The 18705-nt window shown below is 42.6% G+C and carries 17 protein-coding genes; 16 read left to right on the top strand and 1 reads right to left on the bottom strand.

Annotation, left to right across the window (positions count from 1 at the left end; all coding sequences use genetic code 11):
- Window positions 1-13: 13 nt before the first annotated feature.
- The 6 genes from A8806_RS11175 to A8806_RS11155 are packed head-to-tail and all read left to right on the top strand — an operon-like array spanning window position 14 to window position 4454.
- Window positions 14-694, top strand: a complete 681-nt coding sequence (locus A8806_RS11175) for a response regulator transcription factor (protein WP_109731282.1) — start codon at window positions 14-16, stop codon at window positions 692-694.
- Complete coding sequence (locus tag A8806_RS11170) at window positions 691-2187, top strand: sensor histidine kinase (protein ID WP_109731281.1); 1497 nt, start codon at window positions 691-693, stop codon at window positions 2185-2187. The genes A8806_RS11175 and A8806_RS11170 overlap by 4 nt, the downstream gene beginning before the upstream one ends.
- Window positions 2188-2210: 23 nt before the next feature.
- Window positions 2211-2366 carry a hypothetical protein gene (locus A8806_RS26180; RefSeq protein ID WP_181368670.1) on the top strand — a complete coding sequence of 52 codons (156 nt, stop codon included), beginning with the start codon at window positions 2211-2213 and terminating at the stop codon, window positions 2364-2366.
- Window positions 2363-2968 carry an imidazole glycerol phosphate synthase subunit HisH gene (gene hisH, locus A8806_RS11165; protein ID WP_109731280.1) on the top strand — a complete coding sequence of 202 codons (606 nt, stop codon included), beginning with the start codon at window positions 2363-2365 and terminating at the stop codon, window positions 2966-2968. Before A8806_RS26180 ends, hisH begins: the two co-directional genes overlap by 4 nt.
- Before the next feature lie 11 nt (window positions 2969-2979).
- Complete coding sequence (gene hisF / locus A8806_RS11160) at window positions 2980-3741, top strand: imidazole glycerol phosphate synthase subunit HisF (protein WP_109731279.1); 762 nt, start codon at window positions 2980-2982, stop codon at window positions 3739-3741.
- A 44-nt stretch (window positions 3742-3785) separates the two neighbouring features.
- Window positions 3786-4454, top strand: a complete 669-nt coding sequence (locus A8806_RS11155; protein ID WP_109731278.1) for a uracil-DNA glycosylase — start codon at window positions 3786-3788, stop codon at window positions 4452-4454.
- Window positions 4455-4504: 50 nt separating this feature from the next.
- On the opposite strand, the gene A8806_RS11150 is transcribed toward A8806_RS11155, so the two are convergent.
- Window positions 4505-5482 (bottom strand): aldo/keto reductase family protein, encoded by a 978-nt coding sequence (locus tag A8806_RS11150; protein WP_109731277.1) that lies wholly within the window; start codon window positions 5480-5482, stop codon window positions 4505-4507.
- Between the two features lie 127 nt (window positions 5483-5609).
- Here A8806_RS11150 and A8806_RS11145 point away from each other — a divergent pair, with 127 nt between their 5' ends.
- The 10 genes from A8806_RS11145 (at window position 5610) to A8806_RS11100 (ending at window position 18367) form a co-directional block, all read left to right on the top strand.
- The gene (locus A8806_RS11145; RefSeq protein ID WP_109731276.1) at window positions 5610-6017 is read left to right on the top strand and encodes a MerR family transcriptional regulator; all 408 of its coding nucleotides are present in this window, start codon (window positions 5610-5612) and stop codon (window positions 6015-6017) included.
- Entirely contained in the window at window positions 6010-7737 is a 1728-nt protein-coding gene (locus A8806_RS11140; protein ID WP_181368669.1) for a sensor histidine kinase, read from the top strand. The genes A8806_RS11145 and A8806_RS11140 overlap by 8 nt, the downstream gene beginning before the upstream one ends.
- Window positions 7725-9242: a response regulator transcription factor gene (locus tag A8806_RS11135; protein WP_109731274.1), complete on the top strand. Its 1518-nt coding sequence runs from the start codon at window positions 7725-7727 to the stop codon at window positions 9240-9242. Before A8806_RS11140 ends, A8806_RS11135 begins: the two co-directional genes overlap by 13 nt.
- A gap of 129 nt (window positions 9243-9371) precedes the next feature.
- The gene (locus tag A8806_RS11130; RefSeq protein WP_109731273.1) at window positions 9372-10685 is read left to right on the top strand and encodes an extracellular solute-binding protein; all 1314 of its coding nucleotides are present in this window, start codon (window positions 9372-9374) and stop codon (window positions 10683-10685) included.
- Between the two features lie 66 nt (window positions 10686-10751).
- On the top strand, window positions 10752-11624 hold the full coding sequence (locus A8806_RS11125; RefSeq protein ID WP_109731272.1) for a carbohydrate ABC transporter permease: 873 nt from the start codon (window positions 10752-10754) through the stop codon (window positions 11622-11624).
- Window positions 11624-12463, top strand: a complete 840-nt coding sequence (locus A8806_RS11120) for a carbohydrate ABC transporter permease (RefSeq protein WP_109731271.1) — start codon at window positions 11624-11626, stop codon at window positions 12461-12463. The genes A8806_RS11125 and A8806_RS11120 overlap by 1 nt, the downstream gene beginning before the upstream one ends.
- Before the next feature lie 5 nt (window positions 12464-12468).
- On the top strand, window positions 12469-14013 hold the full coding sequence (locus A8806_RS11115) for an alpha-L-arabinofuranosidase C-terminal domain-containing protein (protein WP_109731270.1): 1545 nt from the start codon (window positions 12469-12471) through the stop codon (window positions 14011-14013).
- Complete coding sequence (locus A8806_RS11110) at window positions 14006-15385, top strand: carboxylesterase/lipase family protein (RefSeq protein ID WP_109731269.1); 1380 nt, start codon at window positions 14006-14008, stop codon at window positions 15383-15385. The genes A8806_RS11115 and A8806_RS11110 overlap by 8 nt, the downstream gene beginning before the upstream one ends.
- Before the next feature lie 5 nt (window positions 15386-15390).
- Entirely contained in the window at window positions 15391-16233 is an 843-nt protein-coding gene (locus A8806_RS11105; RefSeq protein ID WP_181368668.1) for an alpha/beta hydrolase, read from the top strand.
- A 13-nt stretch (window positions 16234-16246) separates the two neighbouring features.
- Window positions 16247-18367 (top strand): glycoside hydrolase family 3 C-terminal domain-containing protein, encoded by a 2121-nt coding sequence (locus A8806_RS11100; RefSeq protein WP_109731267.1) that lies wholly within the window; start codon window positions 16247-16249, stop codon window positions 18365-18367.
- The last annotated feature ends 338 nt before the right edge of the window (window positions 18368-18705 follow it).

Here is an 18705-nt window from a genome sequence, read left to right as displayed (position 1 = left end):
GGAGACGATCAGGATGGAGAAAGTCAAAGTTTTAGTTGTAGATGATGAAAGCAGGATGCGTAAGCTTGTGAAGGATTTCCTGACAAGGGAAGGATATATTGTGCTGGAGGCCGGAGACGGCATGGAGGCTATGGATATTTTTTATGAGGATAAGGAAATTGCCCTGATTATACTGGATGTTATGATGCCAAAGATGGACGGATGGCAGGTTTTAAGGGAGATCAGGGAGCACTCTAAGGTGCCTGTTATTATGCTGACCGCACGTTCCGAAGAACGGGATGAACTCCAGGGATTCGATCTTGGAGTCGATGAGTACATTTCAAAACCGTTTAGTCCGAAGATCCTTGTGGCGAGAGTGGAGGCCATTCTCAGGCGGACGAAAGGGATTGAAGCCTCAGATGTGATAGATGCAGGCGGTATTATGATAGATAAAGCTGCACACATCGTTAAAATAGACGATAAGGCTATTGACTTAAGCTACAAAGAATTTGAGCTGCTCACATATTTTGTTGAGAATCAGGGCATTGCACTTTCCCGGGAGAAGATTCTGAATAATGTATGGAATTATGATTATTTCGGGGATGCCCGTACCATTGATACCCATGTCAAGAAGTTAAGGAGCAAGCTCGGCGATAAAGGGGAATACATTAAGACCATCTGGGGGATGGGATATAAATTCGAGGTGGAAGCATGAAACATTCCATAAGACGGCAGATGATGGTTGTCTTTGTCGGTTTGATTGTGTTTATACTTGTGCTGATGTTTGTCGTGAACTCCGGGTTTCTGGAGGAATACTACATCGTCCATAAGCAGGCGGACCTGACGAATATGTACAGCTCTATCGATAAAGCAATCAAGCAGAACGAGATCAGAGATGATTCGGTGACGGAGAAGCTTGGGAGGCAGACAGAGAAGAGTAACATCTCTGTTATAGTCGTGCAGACTGACGGGTCCATCGTGTTTTCCACAGTAAGGGACGGGAGCAGCCCGCTCTATGTGAAACTGCTGGCGTATATTTTTGATAAAAACCAGGATAATGGCAAGACACTGAAAAGTACGGATAATTATAAAATCTATAAGACAAAAGATTTCGTGAATGGTACGGAATATCTTGAGATGTGGGGGAATATGTCTGACGATTCTATATTTGTCATGCGGAGTCCTCTGGAAAGCATCCGGGAGAGCGCCGATCTGGCGAATAAGTTCCTTGTTTATATGGGGGCAATCGCTATCCTGCTTGGTGGGATTCTGGTATGTTTTTTCTCAAGAAAGATAAGCGAACCGATCAAGGAACTTGCCATCTTGTCACAGCGTATGGCAAATCTGGACTTTGATGCCAAATATACAAGCGGCGGTGATAATGAGATCGGAGTCCTGGGCAGGAACTTCAACGTGATGTCCCAAAGGCTGGAAAAGACGATATCCGAGCTGAAAAGCGCGAATAACCGGCTTCAGAAGGATATTGAACGGAAAGAAAAACTGGAAAATATGCGTACGGAATTCCTCGGGAATGTTTCTCATGAACTGAAAACACCGATTGCGCTGATTCAGGGGTATGCGGAAGGGCTGAAGGAAGGCGTGAATGACGATCCGGAGAGCCGTGACTTTTACTGTGATGTCATCATGGATGAAGCAGCGAAGATGAATCAGATGGTCAAGAACCTGCTGATTCTGAACCAGCTCGAATTCGGGGATGATGACGTGGAATTCGAACGGTTTGACATTGCAGGGCTGATACGGGGGGTACTCGCAAGCTGCGAGATTTTAATACAGCAGGCAGAGGCGACGGTCGATTTCATTGCAGACGAATCGGTTTGTGTATGGGCGGATGAATTTAAGACAGAACAGGTAGTGCGTAATTATATTACGAATGCGATCCACCATGTTGAGAACGAAAAGCGGATTGAAATCCGGGTAACATCAAAGGAAGAGACTGTAAGAGTCTCTGTATTTAACAGCGGCAAGCCAATACCGGAGGAAGATCTAGGGAAGCTCTGGGATAAGTTCTACAAAGTGGATAAGGCCCATACCCGGGAGTATGGCGGGAATGGAATCGGGCTCTCAATAGTTAAGGCGATTATGGAGTCTTTTCATCAGGATTATGGTGTCAGAAATTTCGAGAACGGGGTAGAATTCTGGTTTGAACTGGATTCCGGGAAAATGGAACCGGTAAGTAAAAAATCTTGAAAAACGTAAGGAAATGCGTTAAAATGCTACTATTAAGGCATACAACGTGCCAACTGGCAACAGTCGGTATATTGTATGCCTTATTCCACGATCTGGATACGGTTGACACAGCCCCGGTGCCTGTAATCGGGACCGGCAATACGGACACGGATAAAAGGGGAAAGGATGAAAACTTATGATAGCAGTAATTGATTATGACGCGGGCAATATAAAGAGTGTGGAAAAAGCACTCCTGCTGCTCGGACAGGAAGTTGTGATAACGAAAGACCGGGATACGATTCTCAAGGCAGATAAAGTAATCCTGCCGGGAGTAGGGGCTTTTGGTGATGCTATGGCGAATCTGAGAGAGAGAGGCCTTGATAAAGTGATTCATGAAGTTGTGGCCAGGGAGATTCCGTTTCTTGGAATCTGCCTTGGACTCCAGCTTTTATTCGAGCAGAGCGATGAATCTCCCGGCGTAAAGGGACTTGGAGTTCTGAAAGGAGAGATTCTGCGTATTCCGGATCAGGAAGGGCTGAAGATTCCGCATATGGGATGGAACTCACTGGAACTTAGTGGGGATGGCAGACTGTTTCGGGGAGTGCCGGAGCAGTCCTATGTTTACTTCGTGCATTCCTATTATCTGAAGGCGGAGGATGAGAACATCGTGAAGGCTTCCACGGAATACAGCACCCATATCCACGCTTCCGTTGAATCGGGAAATGTGTTTGCCTGCCAGTTCCATCCGGAAAAGAGCAGTGACGTAGGCTTAAAAATACTGAAGAATTTTGTGGAACTTTAGGAGGAAGGGCGATGTTTACAAAGAGAATCATTCCATGTCTGGATGTGAATGCAGGCAGGGTTGTGAAGGGCGTTAATTTCGTGGATTTAAAGGATGCGGGGGATCCGGTTGAGATTGCAAAGGCCTATGACAAGGCCGGGGCGGATGAACTGGTATTTCTTGATATTACGGCGTCCTCCGATGCAAGGGAGACGGTTGTGGATATGGTCAGGAAGGTGGCGGAGTGTGTATTTATTCCGTTTACAGTAGGAGGCGGAATCCGTACAGTAGAAGATTTCAGGGCGCTGCTTCGTGAAGGAGCGGATAAGATTTCCATCAATTCTTCTGCAATCAATACTCCGGAACTGATCCATGACGCAGCGGAAAAGTTCGGCAGCCAGTGTGTAGTCGTGGCAATCGACGCGAAGAAGCGGGAGGATGGCAGTGGATGGAATATCTATAAGAACGGCGGCCGGATCGATGTCGGTATAGATGCAGTCGAATGGGCCAGAAAGGTCGAAAGCCTCGGAGCGGGAGAGATTCTGCTGACGAGCATGGACTGTGACGGCACAAAGGCAGGCTATGATCTGGAACTGACACGTACGATTGCGGAAAATGTTTCGATCCCGGTCATAGCATCAGGCGGCGCCGGCAGACTGGAACATTTTAAAGAAGCGCTGACAGAAGGCAAGGCAGATGCCGCACTGGCAGCTTCACTGTTCCATTATAAAGAACTGGAAATCAGGGAAGTGAAGGAATACCTCCAGAAGGAAGGCATTTCAGTAAGGCTGTAGAGAGCCTTCGATTAATTAAACATAAAAGATAGGAGTAAATGAACATGGCTGGGATAAATGGCGATTGGTATGAAGCACTAAAAGATGAATTTAAAAAGGATTATTACAAGAACTTATTCCAGACGGTGAATCAGGAATACCATACCCGTCTGATATTTCCGCCCGCAAATGATATATTCAATGCGTTTCATCTTACACCACTTAAGGATGTAAAAGTTGTGATTCTGGGGCAGGACCCGTACCATAATAACGGTCAGGCACACGGGCTGTGCTTCTCTGTAAAAAAAGGTGTGGAGGTTCCGCCGTCACTGGTGAACATTTATCAGGAACTTCATGATGACCTCGGCTGCGAGATCCCCAATCACGGCTGTCTGACAAAATGGGCCGAACAGGGTGTGCTGATGCTTAATACCGTTCTCACGGTTCGGGCACATCAGGCTAACTCCCACAGGGGAATCGGCTGGGAGGAATTTACGGATGCAGCGATTAAAGTACTTAACGCGCAGGACCGGCCTATCGTGTTTATTCTCTGGGGAAGCCCGGCGCAACGGAAAAAAGTGATGCTGAATAATCCAAAGCACCTGATTCTTCAGGCCCCCCATCCAAGCCCGTTGTCTGCATACAGGGGATTCTTCGGGAGCAAACCGTTTAGCCAGACGAACCGTTTTCTGGAGGAGAACAATGTGGAGCCGGTAGATTGGCAGATTGATTAAAAAGAAGGGGATGCGGCACTAATTACTTCGTGCTGCATCCCCTGTGTGATTTATCCCACATGCCGTTCATATTTTTTAAAGTCTAAAATTTCTTCAATTTTCTCGAGAATAGGCTGCGGAATCGCATAATCGCTTGCAGACAAGTTGTTTTGCAACTGCTGCGGTGAACTTGCCCCCGTGATGATGCAGCTGATTTCTTTTTTCTGTAAAATCCATGCCATTGCCAAAACTGCCAAAGGAATATTCAGTTCATCGGAAATGGCCGTCAGTTTTTCTACAATTTCAAAGGTATGGTCTGTCAGAAGGTTTTCAACCTGGTAATCCGCCTGGTGGACAGCTCTGGAACCGGCGGGATATGCCTGGCCGCGTTTGTATTTTCCGGTAAGGATGCCCTGTGAAAGTGGTGAAAAAGATGTGATTCCGATACCATATTTTCGACAGGTATCAAGCAGGGAATGCTCAATATAGCGGTCCAGCATATTATATTGGGGCTGTATCACTGTAAGGGGATACAGATTGTAACGTTCAATAATCCTCTGGGCTTCCTCGATTCTGTCACTCCCCCATTCCTCACTCACACCATAGTATAAAATTTTACCCTGAGAAACAAGGTCGCTCATTGCCCGCAGTGTTTCTTCCATAGGAGTCCCGGTGTCATAGCGGTGGCAATAATATAGATCAAGATAATCCAACTGCATATTTTTTAGGGTAGCAGAGCAATTTTCTAAAATATGTTTTCTGGACAATCCCCGGTCGTTGATGCCGGCTCCGGTGGGAAAATACACTTTGCTGGAGATAACAAGTTCGTGGCGCGGATAATCCTTTAATACCTGCCCCAGAAAACGCTCGGCTTCCCCGCTGCTGTATGCATCTGCGCAGTCGAAGAAATTCACACCGGAGTCAAAGGCGAGCTTTATTGTTTCTCTGGCTGTTTCTACAGCAGATGGATGGGCCAGATTTGTCATCCAGCTTCCAAGAGCGATTTCACTTACTTTTAAACCACATTTACCTAAGTTTCGATACTTCATATTTTGATTTCTCCTTTTTGAATATTTATTTTCTTTACAAATCGTATCATTTGAAGTAGACTTTAAGTCAACAGCATTTTGAAATGTTATGCTTTTTCTGCTCAAAATTATAGTTTAGGAGGAGAATATGAAGCAATACAGTATCAGGGTTATATCGGAAATTACACAATTTCCTGCGTCGACACTTAGATATTATGAGAAATTAGGCCTGCTTAAAGGTGTAGAAAGAGATAAGAATGGATTGAGGATTTACAATGAGGTTCATTTACAGCAGCTTAGAAGTATAAAATGCTTTAAAGACTGCGGAATGTCCCTCGGGGAGATATGTAAATTTTACAAGTATGAGAATGATCTTGAAGGCAATATTGAGGAAATTCTTGATCTTATTCTGAATAGTGAAAAAGAATTAACAGACAGAATCGGCGAAATGCAGGAACAACTATTGCATATACAGCATAAAGTGCGTTATTACCAAGGAATAAAGCATGCAATTGTCCATCACGAAAAATGGGGAAGATTTGAAGATTATGCTTAATTTGAAACTAAGCCTTAAAATTTCATTTTTACTGAGTATCATTATTTTTTTCAGCATATTTGTGTATTTAATGATTTATATCCGGCACTATCAACAGTATGAGATTGAAACTGTCGGACAGGAGAACATTGCCACACTCCATTCAATTGATACATCTTTGATTACTGTATTTGAGAATGCCGATAATTATTCTAAATTGATCCTGGCGGACAGTGTAGTTCAGGACCAGATGAAAAGTGGAAATATCGTATCAGATTTTAATAAACAGCAAGTTCTGATCAGCCGAATTTATTCGGTTATGCAGTTCTCGGAAAGTATCGATACTGCCTGGCTGATTGACCGTAATGGACAGAAACTGACTGTCGGCGAGCATGCTGATTCTTATTCGGAAAATACAACAGAGTATGACTGGCTAAAAGATAAATATGGCAAGGTCCAACTGCTCACAGAAAAGAGAGAGGGGCAGAATTATTCCGTGCTGGTAAGGCCATTTAATGACCTGAATACTTTTGAAAGCCGTGGTGTGATAGGGGTACAGATTGATAATCAAAAAATAAAATCACTTATTTCAGAGAGTGTTATTTCTGAGAAGGATGGGATTATCATTTTAAATGAAAACAACGATGTAATTTTCAAAGAAGGAGACCTTAGCCCGGCTGACAGTATTCTGCAGACTGCCAGTGAACTGGAAACTTCGGATGGTGAACTTCTGCGTCTGGAAAATATTGATAAAAAGCCATTTTTTTTATCAGGAATTATTAATTATGAGAAGGGCTGGAAAATCATCAGGTATTCTCCCGTAATAAAAACGGATAGTTTTCAAAAAATCTTACAGTTTAATATCATCCTCATCATTGCACTTGGAATTTTGATTATAGGAATTTCGGTCACAATTGCAAATATTCTGACAAGACCGGTACAAGCCCTGCTGGACAGAATGAAAAACGTGGAACACGGAGAACTTACCAAAATCAGTGAACGGACATATTTAAGCGAATTCCGCGTATTGTTTGACGGGTACAATAAGATGGTCGATGAGATCAAGCGATTGATCCAAGAAGCTGTTTTAAGGCAGAAGCGCATTCGGATTGTAGAAATGAATGAAATGCAGGAATTAATGAAGCCACATTTTCTTTATAATACGCTGGAAACATTAGAGGCTCTTATTCTTACGGAAAACATGCGGGACAGCGCAAAACTTGTCGAGGCACTTGGTGATTTTTATAGAAAATCAGTCAGTGGCGGCCGGGAATTTCTTTCAATCAGTGAGGAAATACAGATTGCCAGGGATTATGCGGATATCCTTAAAATAAGGTTTGGGGAAACCTTCAAATTTGATGTCCGTCTGGATGAAGCATGCGCTAAGTACAATATTCCAAAATTGACGATTCAGCCGCTGGTAGAAAATTCGTTTCAGCATGGAATCCGGCAGCGGAAACAATATGGGTACATTCAGGTTTGTGTTGAGAAAATTCAAGATAAGATACATATCTGCGTGAGAGATAATGGGAAAGGAATCCCAAAAGAGGTTATGGATGAGATATCTTCCTGCAAAACATACAGCGAGAAGCGCAGTCTGGGCTTAAGGGGAACCATCCAGAGACTGAGCCTTTTGTATGAAGATGCGTTTTCATATGAGATATTAAATAGCGATATGTCAGAGATACATATTTATCTGGAAAGCGATGTTTTGGGGGAATATGAATTATGGAAAAACTGAAGGTAATTCTTATTGATGATGAAATGCTGATTAGAAAGCTAATCCGCATGAAAATGAACACAGACAGGTTAAATCTGGAAATCATAGGAGAATATTCAAACGGAGCCGATGCATTTGCGGATATTCAAAACGTCAGACCGGATATCGTTATCAGTGATATTTGTATGCCGGAGGAAGACGGACTTTCATTCAGTGAAAAGTGTGTGCAGATCCTGCCGGAAGTTAAGATTATACTCGTAACGGGCTATGATGATTTTGAATACGCCAGAAGAAGTATCAAAGTGGGAATTTTTGACTATCTTTTAAAGCCGGTGCAGGCAGATGAACTGAACTCTGCCCTTGAGCGTGCCACAGAAGAAATTAGAAAGCTTCGCGAGCAAAAGGAAAAGCATAACCAGTTCCGGGATGAAATAGAAAAACATAAAACGGCCTTTCGGGATATTTATATTAACAAGATTTTAGCAGAAGACGATATAGGAGAAGATGTAGAAGCCAAACTTCTGGAGTATGGAGTAACCATTGACAGAACAGGTTGTGATAAAGTCAGAATTGCGGTTCTGGTCGTTCAGGAAGGTTTTTATGAAGTGGCTTTGATTGCCCAGGTGCTGGATGAAGCGAGTGCATTTTTTGAAAGCGATGAGGGGGTTGTTGTATTAAAAGATCTGTGGAACCGGATTGTGATTATTTCTGATAATGCAGAAATTCCTTTTGTGGAATGTATAGATATTTTAAAATTACTGATCCGGACAAAATTGGGATGCCATCTGTTAGCCGGAGTATCAGAACCGTTTGAAGGGTGGGGGATGCTCCGCGCGGCATATCTGGATGCACTTGCCTTTATACGGGAGAAACGGCAGGAAGAGAAAATTGAAGGCGCGAAAGCGCTGCCCGGATGGGAAGAATTAAAAGAAGCAGTCCAAAATGGCAGCATGGAAAAAGTACAGGAAATCGTGAAAGACTGTATTCCGGATGAAGAAGATCTTTATGAACTGCGCAGAAAGATACATATGAGCTGCCAGAAACTTTGTATTGATTTGGAAATCAATCAGTGTGGCCTTGTGTTTGATAAAGAGTTGTCCTGGTGTTATACGGCAGAGCATCTGAAGTACTGTCTGGGGAATATTGCGGTAGAAATAGCTGTCAGAAAAAAAATCGAACGTGGAGACAGCAATGGAATGACAATACAGAAAATATTGCTGTTTATGCTCAGTCAGATTGACAGGGAAGAATTGAGTTTAAATTATTTGAGTACAGAGTTTTCTGTCAGCAACAGCCATTTGAGCAAGATGTTGAAAAGTTTTACAGGAAAAAAGTATGTAGAAATACAGTCTGACATGAGGCTTTTGAAGATGCTCGAGCTCATCCATACAACGAATTTAAAAGATTATAATATTGGCAGGCAGATCGGAATACAGGATGCCCATTACCTGAGTATCTGGTTCAAGAAAATGATGGGGTATTCGATAACAGAATATAGAAAATTGATTGAAACAAAATCAAAATAATGAAATATTGAGATGAAAAAGAACAAGAAAATGAAACATTCCTGAAAGGTTTATGAATGTATTTGCTTGTTCTTTTTCATTATAATTAATTATACAAGAACAAGCTATCGTTCATAAGGAGGTAATGAAATGAAAAAGGTAATGAGAAAGGTGGGAGCAATGCTTCTTGCAGCTTCCATGACAGTTTCGCTTGCAGCCTGCGGTTCATCAAAGGATGAATCAGGTTCGGCAAAGGATTCAGATGGACAGATCACACTGACAATCTGGCATCAGTCGGTGGCAGACACAGATCCGGTAAAGAAGATTATCGAAGATTCTGTAGAAGAATATCATGAGCTGCATCCAAACATAACGATTGAACAGGATGGTGTTACGGGAGAACAGTATAAAACGAAGATTAAAACTGCATTTGCAGCTGGAGAGGCACCGGATATCTCATATATGTTCAGCGGGGGAAGCTTTGTGAAGCCTTATATTGATGCGTCATATCTTCTTCCTATCGATGATTATGTGAGTGAAGACACCTTAAATAGTGTCCTGCCGGGTATGCTGGACGGATGTACGTTTGACGACAAGTTATATACACTTCCTACAGTAACGTTTCTCGCAAACCTGTACTGCAATACAGAAATGTTTGAAGATGCAGGTGCGAAGATCCCTACAACATGGGAGGAACTGCTGGATGCAATTGATAAACTGAATGCAGCCGGATATACCCCGATGATTCTGGGAGAAAAAGACAGATGGCCGGGTATGTATATGTATGATATTATTTCCGCAAGAACTGCAGGGAATGCAGGACTGGAAGAAGCATTTGGCGATCCGTCAAAATTTAATTCCAAACCGTTTATAGAAGCGGCAGAAAAGCTTCAGGAACTGGTGAATGCAGGCGCTTTTAACAAAAACATGATGAGCATGAGCTACGATGAAATGGTGGAAGGTTTTGCAGCAGGACAGGCAGCAATGCTTTATCAGGCAAACTGGGTACATCCATCCATTCAGGCAGAGGATTCACCGACAAATGGTAAGGTGTCTTGTATTGCATTCCCGGTAATTAAAGATGGTGCAGGCAGTATCACAGAATTCTCCGGCGGCAGCTCAGACGGATATTATATCAATGCGAATTGTGAACATCCGAAGGAAGCAGTGGAATACCTTGAATATTTGAGCAAGAAGATCGGTCAGGTTGGGTATCAGCAGGGAGCAGGACTCCCATGCTGGGATACAACAGGTGTGGATACTTCAGGGCTTACACCACTGGATACCGAGTCTGCAGGCTTGATGGAAACAGGAACATCTTATATTTCATGGTGGGATAATATTCTTTCATCAGAAGATTCTGAAACTTATAAAGATTTATTGGCTCAGCTGATCGGATTACAGATTACTCCAGAGCAATTCTGCGAGAGCATGTCAAAATTGAGCCCTTCAGATTTTTATTAAAGATTAAGGTTCATAAAAAGGGGCTGCATTTCATTGTAGCCCCTTTGCTGTAAGGAGAGCATTGAAATGCAAAAAATATTATCAAATAAAAAGGCAATCGCGTTGTTCCTGTTTCCTACCATGTTTTTGATGGCTGTCTTTGTTGTTGTCCCGATTTGTATGTCAGCTTATTATAGCCTTTTGGATTGGGACGGTATCGGAAAGGGGACGTTTATAGGCTTTCAGAACTACATAGATTTGATTGCAGATGAAAGATTTTTAAATTCCGTTAAGAACTCATTACTCTACGCCGCATGTTCCCTGCTCATCCAGCTGCCGGTTTCTCTGATTCTGGCAATTATTGTGGCAAATGTACGCAGGGGAGAAAAGATATACCGCACAACCTTTTTTATACCTGTTATTATTTCCAGTGTTGTAATTGGACAACTGTGGCAGAAAATATTCAATGGGGACTATGGCCTGTTAAACGCCTTCCTCTCCCTGCTGGGGATACCGGGGCAGGATTGGCTGGGGCAGGAAAGTACCGCACTGGCAGCGGCATTTATTCCAAACCTCTGGCAGTATATCGGATACCATATGCTGATTATGTATGCGGGAATTAAATCTATTTCCCCCGATATCAATGAAGCTGCAAGGATTGACGGGGCGAACAAAGTCCAGATTGCATGGAAGATTACAATACCATTGTTGAAGCCGATTTTACAAGTTTGTGTTACCTTTTCTTTGATTGGAGCTTTGAAAATATTCGACCTTATCTACGTTTTGACAGGCGGCGGCCCGTTCTTTTCAACAGAGGTACCGACGATTTATATGTACAAAACGATTTTTGATTCATTTAGATATGGTTATGGAAGTGCAATCGCTATCTTTGTAATTATTGAGTGTATGATTCTTACGTTTGTGCTTCGTCTATTTTTCAGAGATAAGGAGAAGTATTAATGAATAAAAAAATTACAGGCAGGGCGAAAAGTTGTGTTACACATGTTTTTCTGATTATTTTCGCATTTATTCAGGTATATCCGCTTTTTTGGCTGTTTGAGTTTTCGTTAAAAGACAATAGTGAGATTTTTGGAGGGAATATAGCGGGACTTCCAAAGCACTGGCGATTTGGAAATTATGTTACGGCTTTTTTTAAGGCAAATGTTATAAAGTATTTTTTAAACAGTGTGCTTGTTACGGGGATTACGATTGCCGTTACTCTTATTGTATCAGCGATGTCGGCATATGCGATTTCACGAATGATATGGAAAGGGAGAGAGACAACATTAAAGATTATATTGATGGGAATGATGGTACCGATTCATGCGGCATTGCTGCCATTGTTTATTATTTTGAGTAAAACCCATTTATTAAATTCCTATGCTTCACTTATTATCCCGTATATCGCGTTTGGTCTGCCGATGGCGATTTATCTGTTTACAAGTTTTATGGAATCATTGCCAAAGGAGATGGAAGAAGCCGCTGCAATTGACGGATGCGGAATTTACAGGATGTTTATGCTGATTGTTTTTCCATTAATCAGACCGGCAGTTGCGACAGTAAGTATTTTCACATTTATTTCTTCATGGAATGAATTGATGTTTGCAGTTACGTTTATCAATAAGGCAGAGTTCAAGACTCTTACAGTAGGTATCATGTCAATGGTAGGAGCGTATACAACAAAGTGGGGTGAAATCGGAGCAGGCTTGATGATAGCGACGATTCCTACAGTTATTATGTATTTATTATTGAGTGAACAGGTACAAAAAAGCCTCGTTGCAGGAGCAGTGAAAGGATAAGTAGTATGACAAAGAATGCGAAATTGACAATATATGCGGACCACACAAGAAATAAGATTAGCAAACATATCTTCGGGCATTTTATGGAGCATGCAGCAGATGTTATTTACGGGAGTGTGTATGACCCGGACAGCCCGATGGCAGATGAGGATGGATTCCGAAAGGATGTGATTCAGGCGCTGAGGGATGTGCATGTTCCGATGCTGAGATATCCGGGAGGAAATTTTGTTTCCAATTATCATTGGGAAGATGGAATCGGCAAAAAAGAACAAAGACCGAAGAAATTCGATTATGCGTGGGTTGCAGAAGATGATAACCGGATGGGGACAGTAGAGTTTATCAAACTCTGTGAAAAAACAGGAGCCGAACCATATTTATGTGTGAATATGGGAAGCGGAACTGCCGAAGAAGCGATGAACTGGGTGGAATTTTGTAATGGTACGGGGGATACGAAGTATGCAAATATGAGAAAAAGTCTTGGGTACGAGAAGCCGTTCCATGTAAAATACTGGGGATTAGGAAATGAGCTGTATGGAGACTGGCAGTTCGGTTCAATGAATGCACAGGATTATGCAAAGAAGGCGCTGAATTTTGCGAAAGCAATGAAATGGGCAGATCCTTCTATCAAATTAGTTGCCTGTGGGTATGATCTGGGGAGTGACTGGAATTATGAAGTTGCACGTGTTTTAAAACCGCTCATCGACCATGTGGCGATCCATCATTATTCGATTGGTTACGGCATTTTTACAGATGAAGATTATAATCAGTGTATGTATATTCCAGATTATATTACAAAGCTCACAGAGGTTGCCCGGGCATCTATTGTATCAGGCACAAATGATGCATTGACGAACATTAAGGTTGCCTGGGATGAATGGAATACCTATGCGTGGGATTTCGAGAAAGACGCGGATGATACCAGATTTACCCTTAAAAATGCGATTTTGACGGCAGGGATTTTGCATTCATTTATCAGAAGCAGTGATATTGTAGAAATTGCAAGTTACTCACCGTTCGTAAATGTGTGCGGAGCCATTTCCGTTAAGAAGGACCATGTTTTGAGACGAGCACAGTATTCTGTGTTTGAGCTGTTATCAAAAGTATTCGCGGCATGTGACTGTTATGTAGAAACCCGTATGGAAAGTGAGCAGTTTGAACTTCCAGAAGTAATTGATTATTCGAACCGGATGGCTGAAGCGAAATTCTCACTTGACGCGAAGAGTGAAAAACGTATGGTAAAGACCAGCTATATCGACTGCGTGGCGGCAATGAATGAGGATGGTACGAAAATGGCGGTATCTCTCATTAATAAAAATTTAGACAAAGATTATGAGGTGGAATTATCCGTGCCAGGCAGTAATGCCGTGTGGGATCAGGCCTTATGTTATCAGATTTATCACCCGGATTTCAATGCATCCAATACGTCAAAAGAACCGGAAAATGTTATTGCAAAAGAGGTAAAGGATATATTGAAGGCTGGAAAAATACATTTGGACAGACATTCCATCACCGTATTTACAGTCGATCTGGAGAACAAGGACAATGATTAAAATCACAAAAATTAAAAACGGTTATGTCAGGGGATCTGCGGCAGCAGATCCCAGAATTATATCTTTTAAAGGCATTCCATATGCCTGTCCCCCAGTCGGGGAAAATCGGTGGCGGGCGCCCAAACCTTGTAAGAACTGGGATGGTATCAAAGAGTGTCTTGAATTTTCACCAATACCAATGCAGAGTATCCCCGGCTTAAATAAGGAAAATATCTATACGAGAGAATGGAATGTAGATAGTGAAATTCCCATGAGCGAAGATTGTTTATATTTAAATGTGTGGACTCCGGCTTCTTCCCGGGAAGATAAACTTCCAGTGTTTTTCTGGATACACGGGGGAGCGCTCCAGTGGGGGAACAGCGCAGAGATGGAATTTGACGGAGAGCGCCTGGCGCGCAGGGGCATTGTTGTAGTTACCATTCAATACCGTTTAAATGTATTCGGATTTTTTGCACACCCTGATATGATGGGAGAAAATGTGGCCGGAGAATTAAATATAGGAAATCTGGACCAGCAGGCCGCCCTAAAATGGACAAAGGAAAATATCCAGGCTTTTGGGGGAGACCCGGACTGTATAACAATCGGGGGACAGTCTGCGGGCGGAGGAAGTGTCCTCACCCAGTTGAACTGTCAGGAAAATAAAGACTGCATCAAAGGGGCAATTGTTTCCAGCGGGATATTCGGAGATCCGTTTCACGACGAGTTCTCGGTTACTCTGGAAGAAGCAGAAGAAAACAGCATCAGGTTTTTAGAATTTCTCGGAGTTTCTTCCGTGGACGAAGCAAGAAAACTTCCGGCAGAGTATATAAGAGATAAAAATGATCAATATGGAAAATTCTGGGTGACTGTGACAGACGGGAAGTTTCAAAAGGATACATGGCGCCACAATATCCGAAAACATAGTTTCCTCGATGTTCCGGTTCTTTTAGGATGGACGAATCATGAATTTTTGAGAGGGACGGTGAATTCTATAGAAACAGGTTCCAGAATGTTCTGTTCCATAGAGCATGACGAAGGGTATACATATCCCAAATATGTCTATGAATTTGGGGCTGAAATACCGGGGGAAGATGATCCCGGGGCGTTTCACTCATCTGATTTATGGTTCTTTTTTGAGACACTGGCAAAATGCTGGAGACCGTTTGTTGGAAAACACTATGATCTCGCAAGACAGATGTGTAACTATTGGGTGAACTTTATTAAGACCGGAGATCCAAATGGAGAGGACAGTACAGGGGTGCCGATGGAAACATGGCATCCGTTTGATCAGGCCGCTTCAAATATCATGCATTTTTATGATATGCCAAAAGAAAAAAAGAAACCAGAAACAGAAATACAAAAGAATTACATCGATTATTTAAAGAGAGTATGATAAAGATGACAGAAACGAAAAAAAATCCATATGAATATTTGTGTCATATTACACGGGTTAATTTCTACAAGCGCGGCTTAAATTATATGTCTGGTGTATATTATGCAGACGAGCACCCGAGGCAGTATATGGAGTGTTTTTATAAGGAAGGCTGTACAGACATGCCAGTGATCATTTGGATACATGGCGGAGCATGGGATGATGAATTTCTTACAGCATCCTACCGGCCGGAGGAAACACTTGCAAAATTGGCGGAGGCGGGGTTTTTCATTGCATGTCTGGAATACCGCCTTACCAGACATGCTGTTCTGCCGGCATGTTTGGAAGACTGCAGGATGGCAGTCCGGTACCTGAGGGAACATGCAGAAAAATATCATATCAACCCGGAAAAAATCGGGCTTTGGGGTGAATCGGCAGGGGCGCACATTGCGTGTATGGTTGGGAGTGATTACAGTGGATGCGAAATGCAGCCGGTACAGTGTGTTGTTTCTTTTTACTGCCCGTCAAATTTAAAGACATTAGTGGAAGATATGAACCATGAGCCTGGATTTGTTGTGAATGTACTGCCGTCCCCCAAATTGGAGGAAGAAGAGGTAACAAAGATTCTAAAAGAGATGAGCCCGGTCAGCTATGCGCATAAACAAGGTCTGCCTCCAATGCTTTTGTTCCACGGAGCGTGTGATGAGGTTGTTTCATGTAATCAATCTATAGAATATGCGGGCAGATTGAGAAATGCAGGGAATGAGGCAAAACTAGTCATTGTCCCGGGGCAGGGGCACGGATTTTTTTCAGGAAGTAAATACTATGATCAAGTGATAGATTTTTTTTACCAAAATTTGTCTGAATAAACGGAGGCTGTATATGAATAGAAATGAAGCAAGAAAGAGGGCGCAAGAGTTAGTTGCCCAGATGACGGTAGAGGAAAGGGCTTCTCAGTTAAAATTTGACGCTGATGCAGTCCCACGCCTGAATATACCGGCATATAACTGGTGGAATGAAGCACTGCACGGAGTTGCAAGGGCGGGAACTGCCACTGTTTTTCCGCAGGCGATCGCTCTGGCGGCAGCGTTTGATACCAATATGATGGAAGAAATCGGAGATGCAGTTGCTGTTGAGGGTCGTGCAAAATATAATGAAAATTTAAAGCAGGGTAACAGAGATATCTATAAAGGGCTTACATTTTGGGCGCCAAATGTGAATATATTCCGTGACCCCAGGTGGGGAAGGGGACATGAGACATACGGGGAGGACCCATACCTTACATCCCGCCTCGCAGTCCGTTTTATTAAGGGCCTGCAGGGGAATGGTGAATATTTAAAAACAGCAGCGTGTGCAAAACATTTTGCAGTTCATTCCGGCCCGGAAGAAAAGAGACATTTTTTTAATGCTGTTGCTTCCAAAAAGGATATGGAGGAGACATATCTTCCGGCCTTTGAAGCTTGTGTAAAGGAAGCTGATGTGGAAGCAGTGATGGGCGCATATAACCGTACAAACGGAGAACCGTGCTGTGCAAGTGAAACATTAATGAAACACTACCTCAGGGGAAAATGGGGATTTCAAGGGCATTATGTTTCTGACTGTTGGGCAATCCGCGATTTCCATGAGAACCATAAGGTGACAGAACGCCCGGAACTGTCAGTTAAAATGGCGCTTGAGGCAGGATGCGACCTGAATTGTGGATGTACCTACCAGAAGATATTAAATGCATATCAGGAAGGGATTATAGATGAAAAGTACATTACAGAGTCTTGTGTGAGATTGTTTACAACCCGTTTTTTATTAGGCATGTTTGACAAGACAGAAATGGATGATATCTCTTATCTGGAAGTAGAGTGTGACAAACATATACGGCTCTCTGTAACAGCGGCGCAGAAAAGTATGGTATTACTGAAGAACAACGGTATTTTGCCATTAAAAATGACGGATATTCATACGATTGGCGTGATCGGGCCAAATGCAGACAGCAGAAAAGCCTTGATTGGAAACTATCATGGAACATCTTCTGAGTATATCACTGTCCTTGAAGGGATTCGGCAGGCGGCAGGTGAGGATGTGCGCATTTTATATTCAGAAGGATGTCATTTGTGGAAAGATACAGTCGAGCACCTTGCAGATCCAAAGCAGCCTGACCGGCTTGCGGAAGCATTGACAGTAGCTGGTTATGCAGACGTAGTGATTCTTGTTGTCGGCTTAGATGAGACTCTGGAAGGGGAAGAAGGAGATACCGGAAATTCGGATGCGTCAGGGGATAAGCGAGATTTAAGTTTTCCGCCGTCCCAGAGAAAACTTATGGATGAAGTGTTAAAATGCGGGAAACCTGTTGTCGTGCTTAATATGACGGGAAGTGCAATGGATTTAAGAACAGCAGACAAGAATGCGGATGCAATTCTCCAAGTGTGGTATCCGGGCGCAAGAGGAGGAAAAGCAGTTGCGGATATCCTGTTTGGCAAAGTATCTCCTTCCGGCAAATTGCCGGTAACTTTTTACAATGATATAGAAGATCTCCCGGATTTTGAAGATTATTCTATGGCGGGCAGGACTTACAGATATTATAAAGGAGATGTATTATACCCATTTGGCTATGGACTGACTTACGGAAAATGTGCAGTTAAAAGTGTGGCTGTGGAAGTAAAAAAATCTGCGGAAGGTGTTTTTGACGGAGCAGAAATATTGGCGGAAGTTGAGAATAAAGGTGACGTGCCGACAGACGAAGTGCTGCAGGTTTACGTGAAAGATACATACACAGAGTTTGTTCCCCCGTCTGCTTCGCTGGCAGCATTTTCGAGAATTCATCTGGATGCAGGGGAAAAGAAAACAATCCGTGTCAGAGTTGACAGAAAAGCATTCACCAGTGTGGATGAAAATGGAAATAGAGCACTGTATGGCAGTAAATTTGAGTTATATACAGGATTTTCCCAGCCGGATAAAAAAAGTGAAAAACTGACAGGATATTCCTGTAAGAAAGCTTTAATCACAATATAGACAGAAATTAAGCCCGGAAACAGGTATGGTTCCAGGCTTATTTTTTATGGTGGGAAAGGAGCTAAAAAAGGTGAGGAGATTAGCTCCTTCATTAAGTAAACTACTGAAAGAGAAAAAACTTACGGAATATTATAAAATATTATGCCTGACTGACAGATAATTTCAGCAGTATAAAGATTGTTGTAAAAATTAAGGAAATCTTAATAAATTACACAGTTAAATATTCTAATTACATAAGTATGATGTTAAAATAGAGTATACTTATTAGCCTGTTGATGTTAATTGGGCATATATGCGGGGCGTGCTGTCAGACATGCCCTGCATGCATGTCTGCAGGG

Origin of the sequence: Faecalicatena orotica, from assembly GCF_003149245.1 — a bacterium.
GTDB lineage: Bacteria > Bacillota > Clostridia > Lachnospirales > Lachnospiraceae > Faecalicatena_A > Faecalicatena_A orotica.
Note: the sequence above shows the minus strand (reverse complement) of the source record. Positions and strands in the feature narration are given on the sequence as shown.